General features: G+C 38.0%; 23 protein-coding genes, 1 other RNA gene, 1 pseudogene and 1 riboswitch. Of the genes and pseudogenes, 2 read left to right on the top strand and 23 right to left on the bottom strand.

What is annotated here, in order from left to right; genetic code table 11:
- Positions 1–33: 33 nt before the first annotated feature.
- The 12 genes and pseudogenes from sufB to QA539_RS02990 form a co-directional block, all read right to left on the bottom strand.
- Positions 34–1,432: pseudogene (gene sufB / locus QA539_RS03045) on the bottom strand (Fe-S cluster assembly protein SufB).
- A gap of 20 nt (positions 1,433–1,452) precedes the next feature.
- Entirely contained in the window at positions 1,453–1,917 is a 465-nt protein-coding gene (sufU, locus tag QA539_RS03040) for a Fe-S cluster assembly sulfur transfer protein SufU (RefSeq protein WP_101140368.1), read from the bottom strand.
- Positions 1,907–3,142: a cysteine desulfurase gene (locus tag QA539_RS03035; protein WP_283721794.1), complete on the bottom strand. Its 1,236-nt coding sequence runs from the start codon at positions 3,140–3,142 to the stop codon at positions 1,907–1,909. The genes sufU and QA539_RS03035 overlap by 11 nt, the downstream gene beginning before the upstream one ends.
- Positions 3,143–3,166: 24 nt before the next feature.
- Entirely contained in the window at positions 3,167–4,471 is a 1,305-nt protein-coding gene (gene sufD / locus QA539_RS03030) for a Fe-S cluster assembly protein SufD (protein ID WP_219494141.1), read from the bottom strand.
- Between the two features lie 30 nt (positions 4,472–4,501).
- Positions 4,502–5,278 carry a Fe-S cluster assembly ATPase SufC gene (gene sufC / locus QA539_RS03025; RefSeq protein ID WP_120786592.1) on the bottom strand — a complete coding sequence of 259 codons (777 nt, stop codon included), beginning with the start codon at positions 5,276–5,278 and terminating at the stop codon, positions 4,502–4,504.
- 188 nt (positions 5,279–5,466) lie between these two features.
- The gene (locus tag QA539_RS03020) at positions 5,467–6,291 is read right to left on the bottom strand and encodes a MetQ/NlpA family ABC transporter substrate-binding protein (RefSeq protein WP_283721795.1); all 825 of its coding nucleotides are present in this window, start codon (positions 6,289–6,291) and stop codon (positions 5,467–5,469) included.
- Between the two features lie 54 nt (positions 6,292–6,345).
- Complete coding sequence (locus tag QA539_RS03015) at positions 6,346–7,041, bottom strand: methionine ABC transporter permease (protein ID WP_120786594.1); 696 nt, start codon at positions 7,039–7,041, stop codon at positions 6,346–6,348.
- Positions 7,031–8,059: a methionine ABC transporter ATP-binding protein gene (locus QA539_RS03010; RefSeq protein ID WP_283721796.1), complete on the bottom strand. Its 1,029-nt coding sequence runs from the start codon at positions 8,057–8,059 to the stop codon at positions 7,031–7,033. The genes QA539_RS03015 and QA539_RS03010 overlap by 11 nt, the downstream gene beginning before the upstream one ends.
- A 72-nt stretch (positions 8,060–8,131) precedes the next feature.
- Positions 8,132–8,234, bottom strand: a riboswitch (SAM riboswitch).
- Between the two features lie 49 nt (positions 8,235–8,283).
- Positions 8,284–8,595 (bottom strand): thioredoxin family protein, encoded by a 312-nt coding sequence (locus QA539_RS03005; RefSeq protein WP_099482557.1) that lies wholly within the window; start codon positions 8,593–8,595, stop codon positions 8,284–8,286.
- Positions 8,567–8,956 (bottom strand): toprim domain-containing protein, encoded by a 390-nt coding sequence (locus QA539_RS03000; protein ID WP_219494136.1) that lies wholly within the window; start codon positions 8,954–8,956, stop codon positions 8,567–8,569. The genes QA539_RS03005 and QA539_RS03000 overlap by 29 nt, the downstream gene beginning before the upstream one ends.
- Before the next feature lie 67 nt (positions 8,957–9,023).
- A complete protein-coding gene (gene gcvH / locus QA539_RS02995) occupies positions 9,024–9,392 on the bottom strand; it encodes a glycine cleavage system protein GcvH (RefSeq protein WP_419895415.1) in 369 nt (122 codons plus the stop codon).
- A 73-nt stretch (positions 9,393–9,465) separates the two neighbouring features.
- Positions 9,466–9,819 carry a Spx/MgsR family RNA polymerase-binding regulatory protein gene (locus QA539_RS02990; RefSeq protein WP_219494133.1) on the bottom strand — a complete coding sequence of 118 codons (354 nt, stop codon included), beginning with the start codon at positions 9,817–9,819 and terminating at the stop codon, positions 9,466–9,468.
- Positions 9,820–9,946: 127 nt separating this feature from the next.
- Between QA539_RS02990 and QA539_RS02985 the strand changes: the two genes are divergently transcribed.
- Positions 9,947–10,270, top strand: coding sequence for a thioredoxin family protein (locus QA539_RS02985; protein WP_012656442.1), 324 nt, complete (start codon positions 9,947–9,949; stop codon positions 10,268–10,270).
- A 43-nt stretch (positions 10,271–10,313) separates the two neighbouring features.
- Here QA539_RS02985 and QA539_RS02980 read toward each other — a convergent pair whose 3' ends face one another.
- Both QA539_RS02980 and aroD read right to left on the bottom strand, forming a co-directional pair.
- Positions 10,314–10,847: a nitroreductase family protein gene (locus tag QA539_RS02980; RefSeq protein ID WP_283721797.1), complete on the bottom strand. Its 534-nt coding sequence runs from the start codon at positions 10,845–10,847 to the stop codon at positions 10,314–10,316.
- A gap of 68 nt (positions 10,848–10,915) precedes the next feature.
- Positions 10,916–11,638, bottom strand: a complete 723-nt coding sequence (gene aroD / locus QA539_RS02975; protein WP_413474257.1) for a type I 3-dehydroquinate dehydratase — start codon at positions 11,636–11,638, stop codon at positions 10,916–10,918.
- Between the two features lie 177 nt (positions 11,639–11,815).
- On the opposite strand from aroD, the gene QA539_RS02970 reads away from it, so the two are divergent.
- Complete coding sequence (locus QA539_RS02970) at positions 11,816–12,070, top strand: hypothetical protein (protein WP_283721799.1); 255 nt, start codon at positions 11,816–11,818, stop codon at positions 12,068–12,070.
- A gap of 87 nt (positions 12,071–12,157) precedes the next feature.
- On the opposite strand, the gene QA539_RS02965 is transcribed toward QA539_RS02970, so the two are convergent.
- The 9 genes from QA539_RS02965 to tpiA all read right to left on the bottom strand — a co-directional run bounded on the left by QA539_RS02965 (position 12,158) and on the right by tpiA (position 21,011).
- Positions 12,158–12,319, bottom strand: a complete 162-nt coding sequence (locus QA539_RS02965) for a hypothetical protein (RefSeq protein ID WP_158552752.1) — start codon at positions 12,317–12,319, stop codon at positions 12,158–12,160.
- 76 nt (positions 12,320–12,395) lie between these two features.
- Positions 12,396–12,754: a transfer-messenger RNA gene (gene ssrA / locus QA539_RS02960) on the bottom strand.
- Positions 12,755–13,361: 607 nt separating this feature from the next.
- Entirely contained in the window at positions 13,362–13,823 is a 462-nt protein-coding gene (gene smpB / locus QA539_RS02955) for an SsrA-binding protein SmpB (protein WP_219494125.1), read from the bottom strand.
- Positions 13,824–13,833: 10 nt separating this feature from the next.
- Entirely contained in the window at positions 13,834–16,158 is a 2,325-nt protein-coding gene (gene rnr / locus QA539_RS02950; protein WP_219494123.1) for a ribonuclease R, read from the bottom strand.
- 12 nt (positions 16,159–16,170) lie between these two features.
- Positions 16,171–16,911, bottom strand: coding sequence for an alpha/beta hydrolase (locus QA539_RS02945; RefSeq protein ID WP_283721801.1), 741 nt, complete (start codon positions 16,909–16,911; stop codon positions 16,171–16,173).
- A 95-nt stretch (positions 16,912–17,006) separates the two neighbouring features.
- A complete protein-coding gene (gene secG, locus QA539_RS02940; RefSeq protein WP_012656434.1) occupies positions 17,007–17,240 on the bottom strand; it encodes a preprotein translocase subunit SecG in 234 nt (77 codons plus the stop codon).
- A 93-nt stretch (positions 17,241–17,333) separates the two neighbouring features.
- A complete protein-coding gene (gene eno / locus QA539_RS02935) occupies positions 17,334–18,638 on the bottom strand; it encodes a phosphopyruvate hydratase (protein WP_219494118.1) in 1,305 nt (434 codons plus the stop codon).
- Between the two features lie 91 nt (positions 18,639–18,729).
- Positions 18,730–20,265: a 2,3-bisphosphoglycerate-independent phosphoglycerate mutase gene (gpmI, locus tag QA539_RS02930; protein ID WP_283721803.1), complete on the bottom strand. Its 1,536-nt coding sequence runs from the start codon at positions 20,263–20,265 to the stop codon at positions 18,730–18,732.
- Positions 20,265–21,011 (bottom strand): triose-phosphate isomerase, encoded by a 747-nt coding sequence (tpiA, locus tag QA539_RS02925; RefSeq protein ID WP_219494115.1) that lies wholly within the window; start codon positions 21,009–21,011, stop codon positions 20,265–20,267. The genes gpmI and tpiA overlap by 1 nt, the downstream gene beginning before the upstream one ends.
- Between the last annotated feature and the right edge of the window lie 5 nt (positions 21,012–21,016).

Here is a 21,016-nt window from a genome sequence, read left to right as displayed (position 1 = left end):
ATTGGGTTACCCCAATCTTTTTATATGTGAAGATTATCCAATCGAGCCTTCCATTTCGAATTTAATTAAACGGTTCATCTCAACCGCATATTCCATCGGTAATTCTTTCGTGAATGGCTCAATGAAGCCCATTACGATCATCTCAGTCGCTTCTTCTTCAGAGATACCACGGCTCATTAAATAGAATAGTTGTTCTTCAGATACTTTTGAAACTTTCGCTTCATGCTCTAATGAAATGTTATCGTTTAACATTTCGTTATATGGAATTGTATCTGATGTTGACTCGTTATCCATAATTAATGTATCACATTCGATGTTTGAACGTGCACCCGTCGCTTTACGTCCGAAGTGAACGATACCACGGTATACTACTTTACCACCTTGTTTTGAAATTGATTTCGAAACAATTGTAGAAGAAGTATTCGGTGCCATATGCATCATCTTCGCTCCAAAGATCCTGAACTTGTCCTTTACCTGCTAAGGCAATAGATAATGTCATACCACGTGCACCTTCACCTAGAAGGTAACATGCTGGATATTTCATCGTAAGTTTAGAACCGATGTTCCCATCAATCCATTCCATCGTTCCATTCTCATAGACGAAAGTACGTTTCGTAACTAAGTTGAATACGTTGTTCGCCCAGTTTTGAATTGTTGTATAACGGCAGTAAGCATCTTTTTTAACGATAATTTCAACGACTGCTGAGTGCAATGAATTCGTCGTATAAACGGGTGCTGTACAACCTTCAACGTAATGCACGCTTGCCCCTTCATCAACGATGATTAATGTACGTTCAAATTGTCCCATATTTTCAGAGTTAATACGGAAGTAAGCTTGTAGCGGCGTTTCAAGTTTAACGTTTTTAGGTACATAGATAAACGATCCACCAGACCATACTGCTGAGTTTAATGCAGAGAACTTATTATCTGCAGGTGGAATTACTGACGCAAAGTGTTCTTTAAAGATATCTTCGTTTTCACGTAATGCTGAATCTGTATCTTTAAAGATAATCCCTTGGTCTTCAAGGTCTTCTTGCATATTGTGATATACAACTTCTGATTCATATTGTGCTGATACCCCTGCAAGATACTTCTGTTCAGCTTCTGGAATACCTAATTTATCAAATGTCTGTTTAATTTCTTCAGGTACTTCATCCCATGAACGCTCTGTATGTTCAGATGGTTTTACGTAATACGTAATTTCATCGAAGTTAAGTTCTGATAGATCTCCACCCCATGTAGGCATCGGCATCTTATAGAACTGCTTTAATGATTTTAAGCGGAAGTCTAGCATCCACTGTGGTTCTTCTTTCATCTTTGAAATTTCACGTACAATATCCTCTGTTAATCCTCTTTCTGAACGGAAAATCGATACGTCTTTATCGTGGAAACCATATTTGTAATCTCCAACTTCAGGTGCTTTTTTAGCCAATTGACGTCACTCCTTTTATTTTATTCATCTATTTCTTCACTGACATGTGTATCATTGTTTTCTTTCGTGCCACGTTCCAATGCTTTCCAGGCAAGTGTTGCACATTTAATACGTGCAGGGAACTTCGCCACACCAGAAAGCGCTTCGATGTCTCCAGCACTTTCATCAAATGTATAGTCTTCTCCAAGCATCATCTTAGAGAATTCTTCTCCCATTCCAAGTGCTTCACTTACTGATTTCCCTTTAATGGCTTCTGTCATCATCGATGCACTTGACATTGAGATAGAACACCCTTCACCTTCAAACTTCACATCTTTAACGATATCATCGACTACATCTAAAGTTAAACGAATTCTATCCCCACAAGTCGGGTTATTCATATCGATCGTTAATGTACCATCTTCAATAATTCCTTTGTTACGAGGATTCTTATAATGGTCCATAATAACTGAACGATATAGCTGATCCAAATTATTAAAACTCATAACTGAAAAACTCCTTCGTTTCTTTTAAGCTTGTTACTAGCTGATCGATTTCTTCTTTTGTGTTATAGATGTAGAAACTTGCACGTGCAGTTGATGACTGACCTAACCATTTCATAAGAGGTTGAGCACAGTGATGTCCCGCACGGATCGCGATACCATGACTATCTAAAGCGGTTGCTAAGTCATGTGGATGCACGCCTTCAAGATTAAAAGTAATAAGACCTGCACGTTTATCAGCGGTCGGGCCATAAATTTCAAGTCCTTCGATTGTTGACATCTGTTCGTAAGCATAAGCTGTTAACTCATGTTCATATTCTAGAATGTTATCTAAACCAATAGATTCTAAATATTTAATGGCTTCCGCTAAGCCAACTGCTTCTGCAATAAGCGGTGTCCCTGCTTCGAACTTCGTCGGTAGTTCTGTCCATGTTGAGTCTTGTAATCCAACAAAATCAATCATGTCTCCACCAAATTCTATCGGTTCCATCTTATCAAGTAATGCTTTCTTACCATATAACACACCGATTCCTGTCGGGCCACACATCTTGTGTCCACTAAAAGCAAAGAAATCACATCCAAGCGCCTGGACATCAACTTTCATATGGGGAACAGACTGTGCACCATCAACGACCATATAGGCACCCTGTGCATGTACAAGTTCTGTGATGGCCTGTATATCATTAATTGTTCCTAATACATTAGAAACATGGGCTATCGATACAATCTTCGTTTTATCTGTCAATGCGTCTTTAACGGAATCTAGAGAAATCGTACCGTCTTCGTTTAGTGGAATATACTTCAGTACTGCATCTTTACGCTTTGCAAGCTGTTGCCAAGGTACTAGGTTTGCATGGTGTTCCATCTCAGTAATGAGAATTTCATCACCAGCTTCGATTACGCGATCGCCAAAACTCTGAGCAACAAGATTGAGCGCTGTCGTTGTCCCACGTGTAAAAATAATTTCTTCGAAGTACTTTGCATTGATGAAGTTACGAACGGTCTCACGTGCCCCTTCGTAACCATCCGTTGCACGAGTCCCAAGTGTATGCACACCACGGTGAACGTTTGCGTTCATATGCGTATAATATTCTACTGTTTTATCGATGACGCTCTTTGGTTTCTGACTCGTTGCAGAAGAATCAAGATAAACGAGTGGTCTATCATTGACCACTTCTGAAAGAATCGGAAAATCTTTACGAATTGCTTGTATATTTAAATTGGTCACACTATCAAGACCTTTCAAACGTATTTATTTACCAGTAACTTTAGACTCAATTACTTCTGTTAATTGTTTCTTAACTGCTTCAATCGGTAATGCATTAACAACAGGCGCTAAGAATCCATGAATTACGAGACGCTCTGCTTCTTGTTTAGAAATACCTCGACTCATCAAGTAGAAGAGTTGCAGCGGATCAACACGACCAACAGATGCCGCGTGTCCTGCTGTTACATCATCTTCATCAATTAATAGAATTGGATTTGCATCTCCACGGGCTTTCTCAGAGAGCATTAATACACGTGATTCTTGTTGTGCATCCGCTTTCGTTCCACCGTGTTTAATGTGTCCGATACCGTTAAAGATAGATGATGCGCTGTCTTTCATTACACCATGTTTTAAAATATGACCCTCAGAACGTTTGCCGTACTGAATAATTTGTGATGTAAAGTTTAATTTTTGTGAACCGCGACCAACAACTACAATTTTAAGGTGGCTCTTAGAGTCATCTCCCATTAAGTAAGTCGTATTATCATGAATCGTATCACCATCATTCATCAATCCTAGTGCCCAGTCAATAACTGCGTCACGACTTGCAATACCACGACGAATGACATGTCCAACTAAATCTTTATTCAAGAAGTCTACTGCACCGTAGTTTACTTTCGCATTATCTTTAGCGATAACTTCTGAAATGATGTTAAGGTGACCTTTAGCTGATGTAACACCAGATAAGTAATTTTCAACGTATGTTACTTCTGAACTTTCTTCAGCTACGATTATAACGTGGTTGAACAGGTTCGCATCTTCATTATCGTGTAGCACGATGTATTGAACAGGATGTTCAATAACGACGTTACGTGGCACATAGATAAATAATCCACCATTCATCATAGCGGCATGAAGAGCCGTTAAACGATGCTCATCAACTTTAACAGCATCTGTCATATAATATTGCTCTACAAGTTCACCGTGTTCTGTAAGCGCTGTTTGTATATCGGTAATGATAACACCTTGAGATTGAAGTTTCTCCTCAATTTCAATGAATGCAGGTGTGTTGTTGTGTTGAACAATTAAGTTATGCGTGTTCTCTAAATCGATTAGTGCTTTAACAGATTCAGGTAACGCTTCTTTAGACGTAAAAGTTTCGCTTTCTACTACTTTATGATGCACATCGAAATTCCATTTATCCAGTTTCGTTTTATCTGGCTTTGGCATTTCGATTGTATTTAATTTATTAAGTGCATCTTGACGTAAATTTTGCATCCATGATGGTTCTTTACGTGCTGCTGAAAGATCCGTTAATATTTCTTGTGTAAAATCTATCGTATTGCTCATGAATATATCCTCCTATATGTTTAATCAGGTTTATGCGTCTACAGTTTCATCTTGAATATCTAACTCTTGTTTGATCCAGTCGTATCCTTCTTTTTCAAGACGTTGTGCAAGTTCTTCTCCACCTGATTTTACAACGCGACCTTGCATCATTACGTGAACGTGGTCTGGAGTAATATAGTTTAATAGACGTTGGTAATGCGTGATAATTAAGCAGCCGAAGTTTTCTCCGCGCATCTCGTTGATTCCTTTTGATACAACTTTAAGCGCATCGATATCTAAACCTGAGTCAATTTCATCTAAAATCGCAAATTTAGGTTCTAACATCATTAACTGAAGAATTTCGTTACGTTTCTTTTCCCCACCAGAGAATCCTTCGTTTAAATAACGTTGTGCCATATCAAGATCCATTTCTAAGAACTCCATGTTTTTATCTAATTTCTTGATAAATTGCATTAAGTTGATTTCCTTACCTTCCTCACGTTTCGCATTAATTGCTGAACGTAAGAAGTCCGCGTTTGTCACACCTGAAATTTCTGATGGATACTGCATTGCTAAGAAAAGACCTGCTTGCGCACGTTCGTCAACTTCCATCTCTAATACGTTCTCACCATCAAGTAATACTTCACCTTGAGTCACTGTATATTTCGGATGACCCATGATTGCAGCAGATAAAGTTGATTTACCTGTACCGTTAGGACCCATGATTGCATGTATTTCATTTTGCTTAATTGTCAGGTTCACACCTTTTAAAATTTCCTTACCTTCTATCTCAACGTGTAAATCTTTAATTTCTAATACTGATACCATATTGATGTCCTCCATTTATATAAAATTTTCATCTCATCTAGTTTATAATAATTTTAATCTAAGGTCAAAGGCCTATGACATAAATCACAGTTTTAATTATAACGTAATTGAGAACGAATATGAATTAAATGAGATTAAATAATAAAAAAAGATGAATATTCCTATAGGAACATTCATCTTTTCTAATATTATTTCGCCGGGATTACAGCACCATTATATTTTTTATTGATAAAATCTTGTGTTTCTTTAGATTGTAATGCTTTCACTAAAGCTTTAATTTTAGCATCACCTTTGTGTCCTTCTTGTACCGCGATCAAGTTTGCGTAAGGTGAATCACTCTTTTCAATCGCAATTGAATCTTTTAATGGATTCAGTTTATTTTCAAGTGCAAAGTTAGAGTTAATGATCACTGCATCACCTTCACCATTGTTATATGATTTCGGTAAGAATTCAGCACTTTGCTTGTTGTTGAATTTAATGTTCTTCTTATTTTCTTTAATATCTTTAAACGTAGCTTTTACTGGATCTACGCCATCGTTCAATGTGATTAATCCAGCTTCAGTAAAGAATGATAAGAAACGCCCTTCTTCAGCTGGGTTATTTGATACAAATACTTCAGCGTTTTCTGGAAGCTCTTTTAATGATTTATATTTCTTTGAGTAGATAGCCATCGGTTCGATATGGATGTTACCTGCTGATTCAATTTTATATCCTTTTGCTTTCTTCTCAGTGTCTAAGTATGGTGTATGCTGGAAGAAGTTTGCATCAAGCTCACCTGCATCTAAGAAACGGTTCGGAGTTGTGTAGTCATTGATTGTCTTAATCTTTAAAGTATAGCCTTCTTTTTCTAATACTGGTTTAACTTGTTCAAGTAATTCCGCATGCGGTGCTGGTGAAGCGCCGACAGTAATCGTCTTATCGTCTTCTTTAGAAGCTTTCTTTTCGTTGCCTCCACAAGCTGCAAGTACAAGTACTAATGTAGCTACAAATAATAATGATATAAACTTTTTCATTTAATTCACTCTCTTTCCGTTATTTAATTTATAGTCAAATTCCATTGGAACTGATTATCGTTTATCAATACGTTTTGTGATTATATCACCGATAAATTGTATCGCAAATACAAGCAGTAATATTAACACTGTCGAAACTAAGATGACATCATTCTGTGCTCTAGTGAACCCTACTAAATAAGCTAGGTTCCCTAATCCACCTGCACCGATAACCCCGGCAATGGCAGTAGACCCTACTAAAGCGATTGCTGTTACTGTAATACCAGACACAAGTGCCGGTAAACTTTCAGGAATCAATACTTTACGAACTAATGTAAAGGTATTCGCACCCATTGACTGCACCGCTTCAATAACACCCTTATCAATTTCTTTCATCGCAATTTCAACGAGTCGCGCATAAAATGGTGAAGCTCCGATGATGAGTGCCGGCAATGCGCCTTTTACACCACTAATTGTCTGCATAATTAAGTTAGTAAACGGGAACAGGAGCAAGATTAAAATGATAAATGGTATCGCTCTGAATAAATTCACTAAAAATGCAGTGATGGAATAAAAGATGCGCACTCCTTTATTGTTACTGCGTGATGTGAGGAATAAGATAATCCCGATAATCAACCCGAAGAAAAATGTAAAGAAGGTTGCAATCAATGTCATTTGCAACGTTTCTACCGTTGCTGTCCATACATCTGCCCAAATTACATTTTTGAAGCTCAGCATCTCTTTAAGCGTATCTAAAAAACTAGTTTGCATCTTGTTCTACCTCCACTTCTACACCGTGACGCTTAAGTTCATCCGCAATTTTCGTAAGATCACCATTCACCGACGTTAAATGGACGATTAAATGTCCAAATGAGCCTGCTTGTGTATGCTTTACGTTACCTGCCAGAATATTCATATCCAGACCATACTTCTGTATCACCTGACTGACAATCGGCTGTCCTGTAGCAGAACCGATGAACTTAAGTCGAAGCAGTGTCCCTACAGGATACTCTGCTTTAATCTCCTTGATAGAAGCTTCCAGTTCTTCGTCAGAGATATCATCTTTTACGAAGCGCTTCGTAATGTTCGTCTGTGGATTGTTGAATACACTTAATACTGAACCTTCTTCAACGACCTTACCGTGTTCCATCACTGCGACACGATGGCAGATTTTACGGATAACTTCCATCTCGTGTGTAATCAGCACGATTGTTAAGTTCAGTTTCTTGTTGATATCAACGAGCAGTTCAAGAATTTCATCTGTCGTCTGAGGGTCAAGTGCACTTGTTGCTTCGTCACATAACAGTACTTTCGGATCGTTACTCAGTGCACGCGCGATACCTACACGCTGTTTTTGACCCCCAGACAGTTCGGAAGGATATGCATTTTCTCGACCATTGAGTCCAACAAGATTGATTAATGACTTCACCTTACCATCGATATCTAATTTCTTAACACCTGCAATTTCCAGTGGCAGCGCAATATTGTCATACACTGTACGCGACCACAATAAGTTAAAGTGCTGGAAGATCATCGAGATCTTCTGGCGTTTCATATTCAATGTTTTCTGATCAAGTTGATTGATAATATCATTATCAACCACCACTTCACCAGACGTCGGTTTTTCTAAACCGTTAAACATACGGATTAACGTACTTTTACCCGCACCACTAAAGCCGATGATTCCATAGATTTCACCTTGCGTAATATCCAGTGAAACACGATCTACAGCAGTGATGTCACCTTTTTTCGTTGTAAAAGTCTTTACAACATTATTTAACTTAATCACGTGCATCCTCCTAAAATAAAAAGTCGTCTTCCTTAAATACATAAGAAAGACGACATAGTGATATATTCGACTCTCTCATCTTCTAAAGTTTACACTTTATGTGAATTGGCACCATTTCTTTTCAGACGGTTGCCGGGCTTCAAAGGGCACATCCCTCCACCTCTCTTGATAAGAGCAACTATTAAATTGTTTTGTTAATGATTTTTATAATAAAGCAGATTGAATTATTCGTCAATAGATTTCGATAATATTTCGTATATTGAAGTAACAGACTCAAATCGAAATATCGTGTCAACGACTTCATTGTCTTTGACGATGAGCAATACAGGTACACTTGAAATCTTATACTGTGTACTGAGGGATTCATAATAATTCAAATCCAGCTTTAATATATCCAGCTTCAGTGACATGTTAACGATATCCAGCATCTTTTCTGCGAGTTTACATGTGCCACAAAAAGGGGTGTAGCCAAAAATAATATAATTGTCTTGTATTCTTTCTAGATCTTTAGATTGCAAATGCGTTCTGATACTCATAAGGTTGCGACTTACCTTTCCATTCAAACTGTTCTTTAATTTCAAAGTCATGACGACTGACAACTTTCGCTAAGTAATCAAGCGGACAATTACTCACCTCACCATACTTTGAATCGATATAAATATGATGTCCTTCGCTTAAATGACGCTTAAACCACGCTCTGATCTTGCGCCCTGCTTTATCACTGTCGGTCATGATATACACTTTATGATGATACAAGTCTTCAATCATGGCATCTAACTTCTCGATACCCATTGTGCCATTCGTGCAAATAATATGTACAGGTTCCGTTAATACTTCTTGTAATCTTTTCTTGTCTCGCTTACCCTCTACCACGATGACCTTCTGAATTACAGACATTTTCCATCACCTTTTTCGTCATATTAAAAAATCCTTGATAAATTTATTATCAAGGAAAGTATATCATTTATGCATTAATCATTTCATCATATTGCGCTTGATCCATTAATTCATCAAGTTCGCTGTCATCTGCTTCAACTTTGATCATCCATGCTTGATCCATAGCAGATTCATTTACTAATTCAGGAGAATCTTCTAATCCAGAGTTAACTTCAACAACTTTGCCTGAGATTGGAGCATATAATTCAGAAACAGTTTTAACCGACTCAACGCTACCAAATGGTGAACCAGTAGTAATTTCATCGCCTACTTCAGGAAGTTCAACGAATACGATATCCCCTAGTTCTGATTGTGCAAAGTCTGTAATTCCGATTACTTTTACGTTATCTTCTAATTTAACCCACTCATGATCTTTTGAAAATTTTAAGTTCGACATTATAAGCCCTCCATATAAATAAAATACTTAACACTTTTATAATGACATAATGTAAGCGTATCTTCAATCTTTTTTATAACCAAGTTTGTTTATAGTCCGCTTCTTTGAATCCTAAAGTGATTCTATCCTTATTTACAGCTAAAGGACGTTTTACAAGCATTCCATCTGAGGCAAGAAGCTCTAATTTCTCTTCATACGATTTATCCGGCAATGTTTCCTTTAAATCAAGCTCCTTATACTTTGTGCCTAGCCTGTTGAATAATAAATCCACATCAACACCAGTATTCTTAATAATTGTATCAAACTCTTTTGCAGTGGGTGTATGTTCCACAATGTGAATCGGCTCGAAACTCACACCATTATCCGCAAGGTATTTTGCTGCTTTTCTACAGGTTGTACAGCTGGGTAACTGATAAAATTTAATCATATGTAACCTCCTGAATGTGATACCTCAATCATAACAACTTTGTAAGATTACGACAACTAAGCGTTTTCTTTTCTTTACTTCTTAAAAAGAAGTATAATATAAGAAAAGTATATAAGGAGTAATAAAAGTGAGAACAATTAGTCAATACGAAGAGTTTAAAGAAATTATTGCAAGTGAGGAACCTGTTGTTATCAAGTTCTTCGCAGATTGGTGCCCAGACTGTACGCGTATGGACTTTTGGATCGATCCAATTGTTGACGAATATCACAACTATAACTGGTATAAGATTAATCGTGACCAAGTGCCTGAAGCAGCAGATGAAAACGACGTTATGGGTATTCCAAGCATCTTAATTTTTAAGAATAGTGAAAAGCTAGCACACTTGCATTCAGCGAACGCCAAAACACCTGAATCAGTGAAAGCATTTCTAGCAGAACATTTAACAAAATAACAAAAAACTGCGCGTCCGGTTAACTGGATGCGCAGTTTTTATTTTAAAATAGCGTAATCAAGTTTTCTTTCTTTCTCTCCTTGTGCGGTGCTTCAGTTTGTGCTGTTAAATAAATTACACCATAGATTATTTCATCATCTTGAACATTTAATGCATCGTTCATTTTTGGATTTAGATAGGGGGGCTGTGTTTTTATGCAGCTACCAACACCGTTTTCAAATAGAGCGAGTGATAGTGTCTGCATAAACCCGCCAACTGCAAGTAAATCTTCGAAGTTTTCTTTCTGACGACGATCGCGTTTTCCAACTATGACGAGTACTCCAGCTAACTTTTTAACTGTTTCAATATGCGTCTGATACTTCTCTTCATTGTTTTTAAATGCGATATCAGCAAACAATTGTCCAAAATCAGCTAAGCGTTCTTTCTTCACCCATACTACACGCCACGGTTCACGCATACCATGGTTTGGTGTATATGTCGCGAGTTCGATAGAATCCTTAACCACGCTGTCGTCAACTGTCGTATCTTCATATTGCTTAATACTTCTTCTCTCTTTAATTGCCTGTTTTAATTCCATAAAAAACATCCTCTCACACTAATTGATAACTATTATCAATTATAGTAAAAGGATGTTCATTTGTAAACTTAATACAGTGCAAGCCGATGATGCAGATCACGTACATGAATCTGTCCTGGTGCTACAGGTTCACCTACATAGCCAAACGTCATTGACGAACCAAATACACCACATGCAAGTCGTGTTATCTTACCGATTTCACCCATCGCTATACCAATAACATTCGTATCATAAGCTTGCTTCGTTTCATACACTGCATCCATTAGATTCAGCACATCTTTACCATCATGAGGCATTACTGCAAGCTTACAGTAATCTGCATCTAGTGTAATCATCTTCTTGTACATCGCAAGCATATCTTTTATACGAGGTGTGTACTGAAATTCATGATGACTGATCAGTACTTCAATTTGATGCTGACGCGCGAGCTGTAATAAATCTGTCATGTATTGTTCATAAATCATTAAATCAATATCAATAATATCACAGAGGTCATTTGAAATTATAAACTTAATAATCTCATAATAATCTGCAGCTTCTATCGTTGCTCGGTCTCTATCATCGAACATACGATATGTAAACAACATCTTCTTATTTGGAAAACGGCTTCTAATATATAGAAGTTCATCTTTATAATCCGCTATTGTCATCACCTTTAAATCTGCACGGTACTCAATAATATCAAAGAAAGCACTGTTTTCCTCAGCCTCTTTTACATGAATATTATCCTTATTTTGCACATCTGATAATGTAACGATAATCTTTGGAATCGCTAAACCTTTATCACTCAATTTAAATCCTCCTCAAATGAAAGCCCGAAACTGTGGTAAAATGTATATATGTGTTTGAAACGAGCTGTTTTCTCCATTCTACAACATCTTTGTTCTTTATTATATGAAAATAACCTCATTTTAAATTTGTATCTCAATTTAAATGGCGGAACACAAATTTAACTTAAAGGTGATACTATGAAAAATACATTCAATCTTAAATATTTACCAGGCTGGTCATTAACGAATAATACTAAAATTCCGATTCGATTAGTAGAAAATAAATCTTATATCGCAGTAACGAAACCTATTTACAAAAGTCATAGTATTCTTGATATCATTGAATTTAATAATGGAGAACCTGTTGCTTTCACCAATCCGAACAACAGTAACCAGATTGCTATAGCAATTAATCATGACACGAAAGAAATAACCGTTAACCCGCGTGATTAACGGTTATTAATTTATGCATTCGGTTGATGATGTGATGTCTCGAGGTGGCTCGTAAATTTATACACGCGCCACTTTGCTTATACTCACCTATTTATCAGATCGTTTCACTTCTTGTGATAATGTTAATATCGATAACAATACTGCCAATCCTAAGAAATAATACTTATAATCATCGATTGACGGTATAACAAATGACAGTAAAAATGCAATAAACAATATAACCGCTAGACCATTCATAAAATTATTCATAACATCCTCCTTTGTTCGTCTATAACCAATATAGCACAAAATAAATAGCCTATAACACTTGGTGTTATAGGCTAATGTATGGAGACGGCGGGAGTCGAACCCGCGTCCAAGGATCCTGCAGCTGATACTTCTACGTGTGTAGTCCTGTTATTAAGTTTCGCTATTAACCTGAAAACGGACATCCTGGTTAATAGCTAGCTCGATTAATCTCTTCTGTACAGACCGCAAGCGGAGGTGTACAGCGTATCCTACTTAAGTTGAACCTCTACATCAGGCACATAGGCGATGCTTGAGAGAGGTGCAGAGTGCGATTAGGCAGCTACTGCGAAATTGTTTGTTTTGCCAGTTATTATAAACTGTTGTGTTGATGACGAAGACAACCCTCCGACACGCTATACCAGCCCAAGTGACCCCTGTCGAATCCGTAACGCCCCCGTGGTTAGTATTTTCTAACTAGCATTTTCTAATATAACAAAATTATAAGTGAGTATCAAGAAAAATGATTGCATTGAAGATGGCCCATGTTTTTTATTTATGGGCCATCTTCAGCAGTATACCCTCATCTCGGCATTCATCTTGGCCCATGTTTTTTATTTAGGAGCCATAATCAGCACCATACCCTGCTCTCGGCATTCATCTTGGCTCATGTTTTTTATTTATGGGCCATTTTCAGCAGTATACCCTGTTCTTGGTATTCATCTTGGCCCATGTTTTTTATTTATGGGCCATCTTCAGCAGTATACCCTGCTCTTGGCATTCATCTTGGCCCATGTTTTTTATTTATGAGCCATCCTCAGCACTATACCCTGTTCTTGGTATTCATCTTGGCCCATGTTTTTAATTCATGGGCCATCCTCAGCACCATACCCTGCTCTCGGCATTCATCTTGGCCCATGTTTTTTATTTATGGGCCATCTTCAGCAGTATACCCTCATCTTGGCTCATGTTTTTTATTTATGAGCCATCTTCAGCAGCAATCGCTACTTCATCTTAATCTCACACATCAAAATACGACCTGCCACATAAGCAGGTCGTACTTATTCTAATATCTTTCTTTCATTGCACGGTCCATTTCACGTTTCGCTTCTTTTGCTTTTAGGGCATGACGCTTGTCGTAGTCTTTCTTACCTTTCGCTACACCGATCAGCATCTTGCAGTAGCCGTTTTTAATATATAGCTTCAGTGGTACAAGCGTGTAGCCTTGTTCACGAGTCTGTCCAAACAGTTTATCGATCTGTTTTCTTTTCAATAGTAACTTGCGTGTTCTAAGTGGATCATGGTTAAATCGATTACCCTCTTCATAAGGTGCAACGTGCATATTGTAGACATACATTTCACCATTATACACGCGTGCATAGGAATCACGTAAGTTTGCGCTTCCACGTCGAATGGACTTAATTTCTGTTCCTTTAAGTTCGATTCCCGCTTCTATCGTTTCTTCAATCGTATAATCGTGACTCGCTTTTCTATTTTGTGCTAATACTTTTCCGGTTCCTTTAGGCATAACGTCACCTCTACTTCTTCTTTCTACGTCCTGAATTTTTCACCGCTTTCGCTTTATAGAACGGTTTCTTATTTTTATGCTTCTTACTCATTTCTGTGCCACGCGCTTTACCGCGTCCTTTTTTTTGCGGTTTTTCATCAGATGATTTTGTGTTCCTTTTCGCTTTAATTTTCACTTCGCGAATCTTATCTTCAATCTTCTTCATATCCATACCAACAATCGCAAAGTCAATCATGCGTTCATCAACGTTGACATTCACAACTTTTACGCGCACTTTCTGACCGATTCTGTATACTTTACCGTGACGTTCACCAATCATCGCCATATGACGTTCATCAAAGTTATAGTAATCGTCTGTCATGTTTGAATTATGAACCATACCTTCGATTGTATTCTCAAGTTCAACGAACATACCGAAGTTTGCAACACTGCTGATAATCCCGTCAAATTCTTCACCGATATGCTGCACCATGTATTCTGCCTTCTTCAGATCATCTGTATCACGTTCGGCATCGATGGCACGGCGTTCTCGTTTAGAAGTATGTTCACTAATCTCGATCAATGCTTCTGCCCAGAAATCCTGTGCTTTATCGTCCATAGATTTCTCGAACAAATATTTACGAATCAGTCTGTGCACGATTAAATCTGGATAACGTCGTATCGGGGATGTGAAGTGCGTATAATATTCAGCTGATAATCCAAAATGACCTAAGTTTTCTTCTGAATACTTCGCCTGTTGCATCGAGCGCAGCATAAGTGTCGAGATAACGAGTTCTTCAGGTTTACCATGAATTTCGTTACCGATATTCTGCAACGTTTTCGGATGAATATTCTCTGTGCCACCCTTAACTAATATACCGAAGTTTGTAATAAACTCAAAGAAACGTTTCAGGCGATCCGCTTTCGGTTCTTCATGTACGCGATAGATGAACGGTACTTTCATCTTTGCAAAGTGTTCTGCAACTGTTTCATTTGCTGCAAGCATAAAGGATTCAATCAAGCGCTCACCGAGCCCTCTATCTCTTATCACTACTTCTCTAGGAACGCCGTCTTCATCTACTAATATCTTTGCTTCTTTTAAATCGAAATCAATCTCTCCACGTGCTTCGCGCATACGTTTAAGAATCGCTGCTAAATCTTTGGCGTGTAATAGTAGTTCATGAATATGTGCATATTTATTGATTAAAGCTTCATCCTTATCCTCTAATATTGCATTCACGTCATCATAAGTCATACGTTCGTCCGAATGTATCACACTTTCATAGATTTTATGATTTACAGTATGTCCATTTGGTGTGATTTCCATCTCACAGCTTAATGTTAAACGGTCTGCGTGTGGATTAAGTGAACAAATACCATTGCTGAGTCGATGTGGTATCATCGGAATTACGCGGTCCACTAGATACACACTTGTGCCACGTTCATATGCATCTGCATCAAGACTAGATCCTTCTGTTACATAGTGGCTGACATCAGCAATAGAGACGATTAAACGGTAGTTCCCATTATCCAGCTTATCAACGCTGATTGCATCATCTAAGTCTTTTGCATCGGCTCCATCAATTGTAATCGTCAGAACGTCACGTAAATCCGTTCTTCCTGTGATTTCTGAGGGACTGATTTCATCTGGTACATTATTAGCTTCTTCAATCGTCGCTGGATTGAATTCAATATTAATCCCGTGTTGATAAATTATCGATAATATATCAACGCCTGGATCATTTTTATGACCAAGAATGGCTTTTACCATACCTTCAGGATTATTCGTACCATCAGCATACTGCGTAAGTTCTACGAGTACTTTATGACCTTCAACTGCCCCTAAATTTTTACCTTTTGGAATAAAGATATCTTGTGTAATTCTTGAGTCGTCGGGTAATACAAAACCGAAATGTTTCGCTTCAGTATAAGTACCGACAACTTGAGTAATTGCACGCTTTTCAATTGCCTTTACTTCACCTTCATTACGACCATCTCGCGCCTTTGATACGCTCACGAGTACCGTATCTCCATCCATAGCACGATTAATCTTATTCGGTGGAATAAATACATCATCTACTGTTTCGTCCTCTGCTCTTACGAATGCAAAACCTTTCTTATGCTGACTCAGTGTTCCTTTTACGAGTGCTTTACTACCATCAAATGCAATGTAGTACTTATCGTTTTTCGTGCGACTCAATTTTCCTGTTTGTTCTAAATGTACAAGCGTTTTAACTAAATCTTTAAATGCATCTGCACTCTCAAGATTTAGATGCGCTTCTATTGCTTCTATCGTAACTGCACTACCCTTTAATGATTTTAAATATGCAATTACTTCATGTTCATACAGATGCATATAATTCCTCCTTTAATTTGACCAGTCTAATTGTTCTAAAAACTGATGATAATCTTCAAATAACTGTTCTTTTTCTTTATCTATTGTTATAACGTGACCACTTTGTTCATACCAATGCATTTCTTTGTCATCGCTTCCTGCTTCATTGTAGATGATGTTCGCTGAATCTGGATTAATCATCGTATCTAGTCTACCTTGAGCTACAAACAGTGGTGCGTATACATTATCTACTGTATCTCGGACATCTTGAATCGTCATTTGTAAATCTACAAGCATATCTGTCGGATGGAAATTTTCCATTTCCTGATTAATCTGAGTTTCAGGTTTACCTTCACGCTTCTTAAATTCACGTGCATATGCCAGGACACCTTCATACATATTGCCAGTTGTCTTAATATACATCGGACTGCACATTGTAGCTACACTTAACACATCACGATATTGCGCCAGTTTCAAAGCGAAGACACCACCAAGCGATAGTCCTGCTACTGCAATTTCATTATACCCTTTTTCAACTAAGAAATCATAAGCTTCTAGGACTTGGCTCCACCATACGTGGGGACTAGATGCAAGCAGTTCTTCCGGGGGTACCCCGTGACCTTCATAGTGCGGTGCATAACTTGTATAACCTTTTTTCTGCAGGAATCTTCCAAGTTGTCTCACATCTGATGAATTTCCTGTAAACCCATGTAATAATAGGACTGCTCTTTTTCCCTCTTCAAAAAAGAACGGTTCTGGTAATCTCATTTTCATAATACATTCTCCTTTTAATAACCTCATCTACTATTGTAAGTTTTTTCGAACAGATTTAAAATAAAAAAGCCCGAACGCGATTGTCCGGACCTGTTTTAAATATTAAAGTAACCAATAGCAATAGTAATTAAGAATAATAATACCGATGCAACAATTGTGATTCTATTTAATATTAATTCTACACCACGTTGTTTTTGTTTACCGAAAAGTGTCTCAGCACCGCCGCTGATCGCACCTGATAAACCACTGCTCTTACCTTCTTGTAAAAGTACAACTGTGATTAATACGAAACAATCTATAATTAATAAAACGGTTAATAGCGTATTCATGAGTGGTCCTCCTATATGATAACTTTTAACATTTTACCATATATACATAAAAAAAGGAAGAGACGTCGTCACGCCTCTCCTTTATAAATATAATTACTTATTTAAGTTGTAGAATGCATTTAAACCTTTAAATTTTGCAGTTTCAAATAATTCATCTTCAATACGTAACAATTGATTGTATTTCGCAATACGGTCAGTACGTGATAATGAACCTGTTTTAATTTGTCCAGCGTTTGTTGCAACTGCGATATCCGCAATTGTAGTATCTTCAGTTTCACCAGAACGGTGTGAAACAACTGCAGTGTACCCAGCTTTTTGAGCCATTTCGATTGCTTCGAATGTTTCAGTTAAAGTACCGATTTGGTTCACTTTAATTAAGATTGAGTTACCAACGCCTTCGTTAATACCACGTTCTAAAATCTTAGTGTTCGTAACGAATAAATCATCACCAACAAGTTGTACCTTATTGCCTAAACGATCTGTTAATGCTTTCCAGCCTTCCCAGTCATTTTCATCCATACCATCTTCAATTGTGATGATTGGATATTTGTTTACTAATTCTTCTAAATAATCTACTTGTTCAGCAGAAGTACGTTTTTTACCGTTTTCACCTTCAAATTTAGCGTAGTCATATACACCGTTTTCGAAGAACTCAGAAGCAGCACAGTCAAATCCTAAGAATACATCTTTACCTGGCTCAAGTCCTGCAGCTTTAATCGCTTCTAAAATTGTTTCAACAGCATCTTCAGTACCTTCAAATGTCGGTGCGAATCCACCTTCATCACCTACAGCAGTAGATAAATTACGGCCTTTTAAGATTTTCGCTAAGTTGTGGAAAATTTCAGCGCCCCAGCGTAATGCTTCTTTGAAGTTTGGTGCCCCTACTGGTAATACCATGAACTCCTGGAATGCGATCGGTGCATCTGAGTGAGAACCACCGTTAACGATGTTCATCATCGGAACTGGTAATTCAGTACCGTTAAATCCACCTAGATATTTGTATAAAGGCATACCTAAGTAGTCAGCAGCAGCACGAGCTACAGCGATAGAGACACCTAAAATTGCATTGGCACCTAATTTACCTTTATTATCTGTACCATCTAATGCGATCATCATTTTGTCGATTGATACTTGATCAAGTACCGAGAAGTCACCTTCAATAATCTCAGGTGCGATAATTTCATTTACGTTTTCTACAGCTTTTAAAACACCTTTACCCATATAACGGTCTTTATCACCATCACGTAGTTCTACTGCTTCGTGTTCACCTGTTGAAGCTCCTGATGGTACTAATGCACGCCCTAGTGCGCCACTTTCAGTAAATACTTCTACCTCAATTGTAGGGTTACCTCTTGAATCTAATACTTCGCGTGCATAAACATCTGTAATAATTGGCATTTATAAAAACTCCTCTCAATTTGTGTTCTTATTTATTATTATTGATTTAATTGAAATAATCAATTATTTGTATTTCATTTTCTGTATCACATTAACCTTTTTGAATCAACGACTCACCAGTCATATCTTCAGGTTGTTCAACACCCAATAAATCGACTAATGTCGGTGCTAGATCAGCTAGACGGCCGCCGTCACGCAACGTAATACCTTCACGCGTCACAATCACAGGTACTGGATTTGTTGTATGTGCTGTCATCGGACTACCATCAAGCTTTACCACTTCATCCGAATTACCGTGATCAGCTGTAATAATCGCTGTCCCTTGCATTTCCAAGATCTTGTCTACTACTGCACCTAGACATTCATCCACCGCTTCAATCGCTTTAATCGTTGGTTCCAGCATGCCAGAATGTCCAACCATATCAGGATTAGCAAAGTTTAAAATAATTAAATCTAAATCGCCTTTATCAAGTTCAGCAAGCAATGCATCGCGTACTTCATATGCACTCATTTCAGGCTGTAAGTCGTAGGTTGCAACTTTCGGTGAATTTATCAACACACGACGTTCGCCTGGAAACTCATCATTACGTCCACCACTCATAAAGTAAGTGACGTGCGGATACTTTTCTGTTTCAGCGATACGCAGTTGTGTCAAGTTGTTACTTGCTGCGACTTCACCGATTGTGTTCACTAAATCTACCTTTTCAAACACAACATCTGCTTTCACTTGATCGTTGTACTTAGTAAATGTTACGAACTTAATCCCGATTAGACGCTTATCCATCTTGAAGCCGTCAAATTCTTCATTCGTATATACTTCTGAAAGCTGTGCTGCACGGTCAGGTCTGAAGTTGAAGAAAATCATCGCATCTCCGTCGTTTACACCCGTGTTCTCTTCTCCTTTTTCGTGGTCTTTAACCACAAACGGAACAACGAACTCATCATTTACACCTTCTGCATAACTTGCTTCTACACCTGCAGCGGCTGAACTATATTCTACACCTTTTCCGTATGTCATAGCATCATATGCTAATTGCTCACGATCCCAGCGTTTGTCTCTATCCATCGCATAGTAACGACCAGAAACAGAAGCAAATTGACCGATACCAATCTCTTCAAACTGCTTTTCAGTTGTCTCGATATACTTAAGCGCTGTCTGCTGACCGACATCGCGACCATCTAAAAACGCATGCACATAAACCTTGTCCACCCCTTGCTCTTTCGCAAGTTTAAGTAACGCAAATAAATGTTCATAGTGACTATGCACGCCACCATCAGAGAGTAATCCCATTAAGTGCAGCACTGTATGATTCTCTTTCACATGCTGCATTGCGTCTAGCAGCACCTGATTCTTAAAGAAGTCACCATCTTCAATCGATTTATTGATACGTGTCAAAGACTGATAGACAACACGGCCTGCTCCAATGTTTAAATGGCCCACTTCAGAATTCCCCATCTGTCCTTCAGGCAATCCTACATCCAATCCACATGCTTTCAGTTCGCTATGTGGATATTGATTGTAGTAACGGTCAAAATTTGGTTTATGTGCTTGAGCGACTGCATTCCCAAATGTTTCTTTACGGTTTGCAAAACCATCTAAAATGATTAAAGCTGTCGGGCTTTTCATTACTTAGCACCTTCTAACAATTGAACAAAAGAATCCACTTCTAACGATGCGCCACCTACTAATGCACCATCGATGTTTTCGTTTGCCATATATTCCTTAATATTACCTGGTTTAACAGATCCGCCGTATTGGATACGCACAGCTGCAGCTGCATCTTTACCGAAGTCTTTTTCCACAACTGAACGCACGAACTTACAGCTTGCTTCAGCATCTTCACTTGTTGCAGATTTACCTGTTCCGATTGCCCAGATAGGTTCATAGGCAATAACAAGCTGCTTCACTTGTTCAGCGTCAAAACCTTTAAGCGCGTTGCTTACTTGAGCACCTACTTTAGCTTCAAACTGACCTGATTCACGTTCTTCGTCTGTTTCACCACAACAAATGATTGGTGTCATCCCATGTTTAAATACAGCCAATGCTTTCTTATTAATATCTTCGTCTGTTTCACTAAAATATTCACGACGTTCAGAATGTCCTAAAACTACATACTGTACACCTAGATCCTTTAATGCTGCTGGAGATGTTTCGCCAGTGAATGCACCGCTATCTTCAAAATAACAATTTTGAGCACCAACTTGTAAGTTTTTAACATCAGCAGAAATAATTGCATCTAATTGAATATGTGGTGCACAGATTACTGCATCAACACCTTCTGCCGGTAACTCTGGTAAGCTTGAAACAAATGCTTTCGCTTCTTTTACCGTTTTGTTCATTTTCCAGTTTCCTGCGATAATTGGTTTTCTCATTTATA

The sequence above is a fragment of the Macrococcus psychrotolerans genome (assembly GCF_038095555.1).
Classification (GTDB): Bacteria; Bacillota; Bacilli; order Staphylococcales; family Staphylococcaceae; genus Macrococcoides; species Macrococcoides psychrotolerans.
The sequence above is the reverse complement of the archived record's forward strand: the minus strand, read 5'-3'. Positions and strand labels throughout refer to the sequence as shown.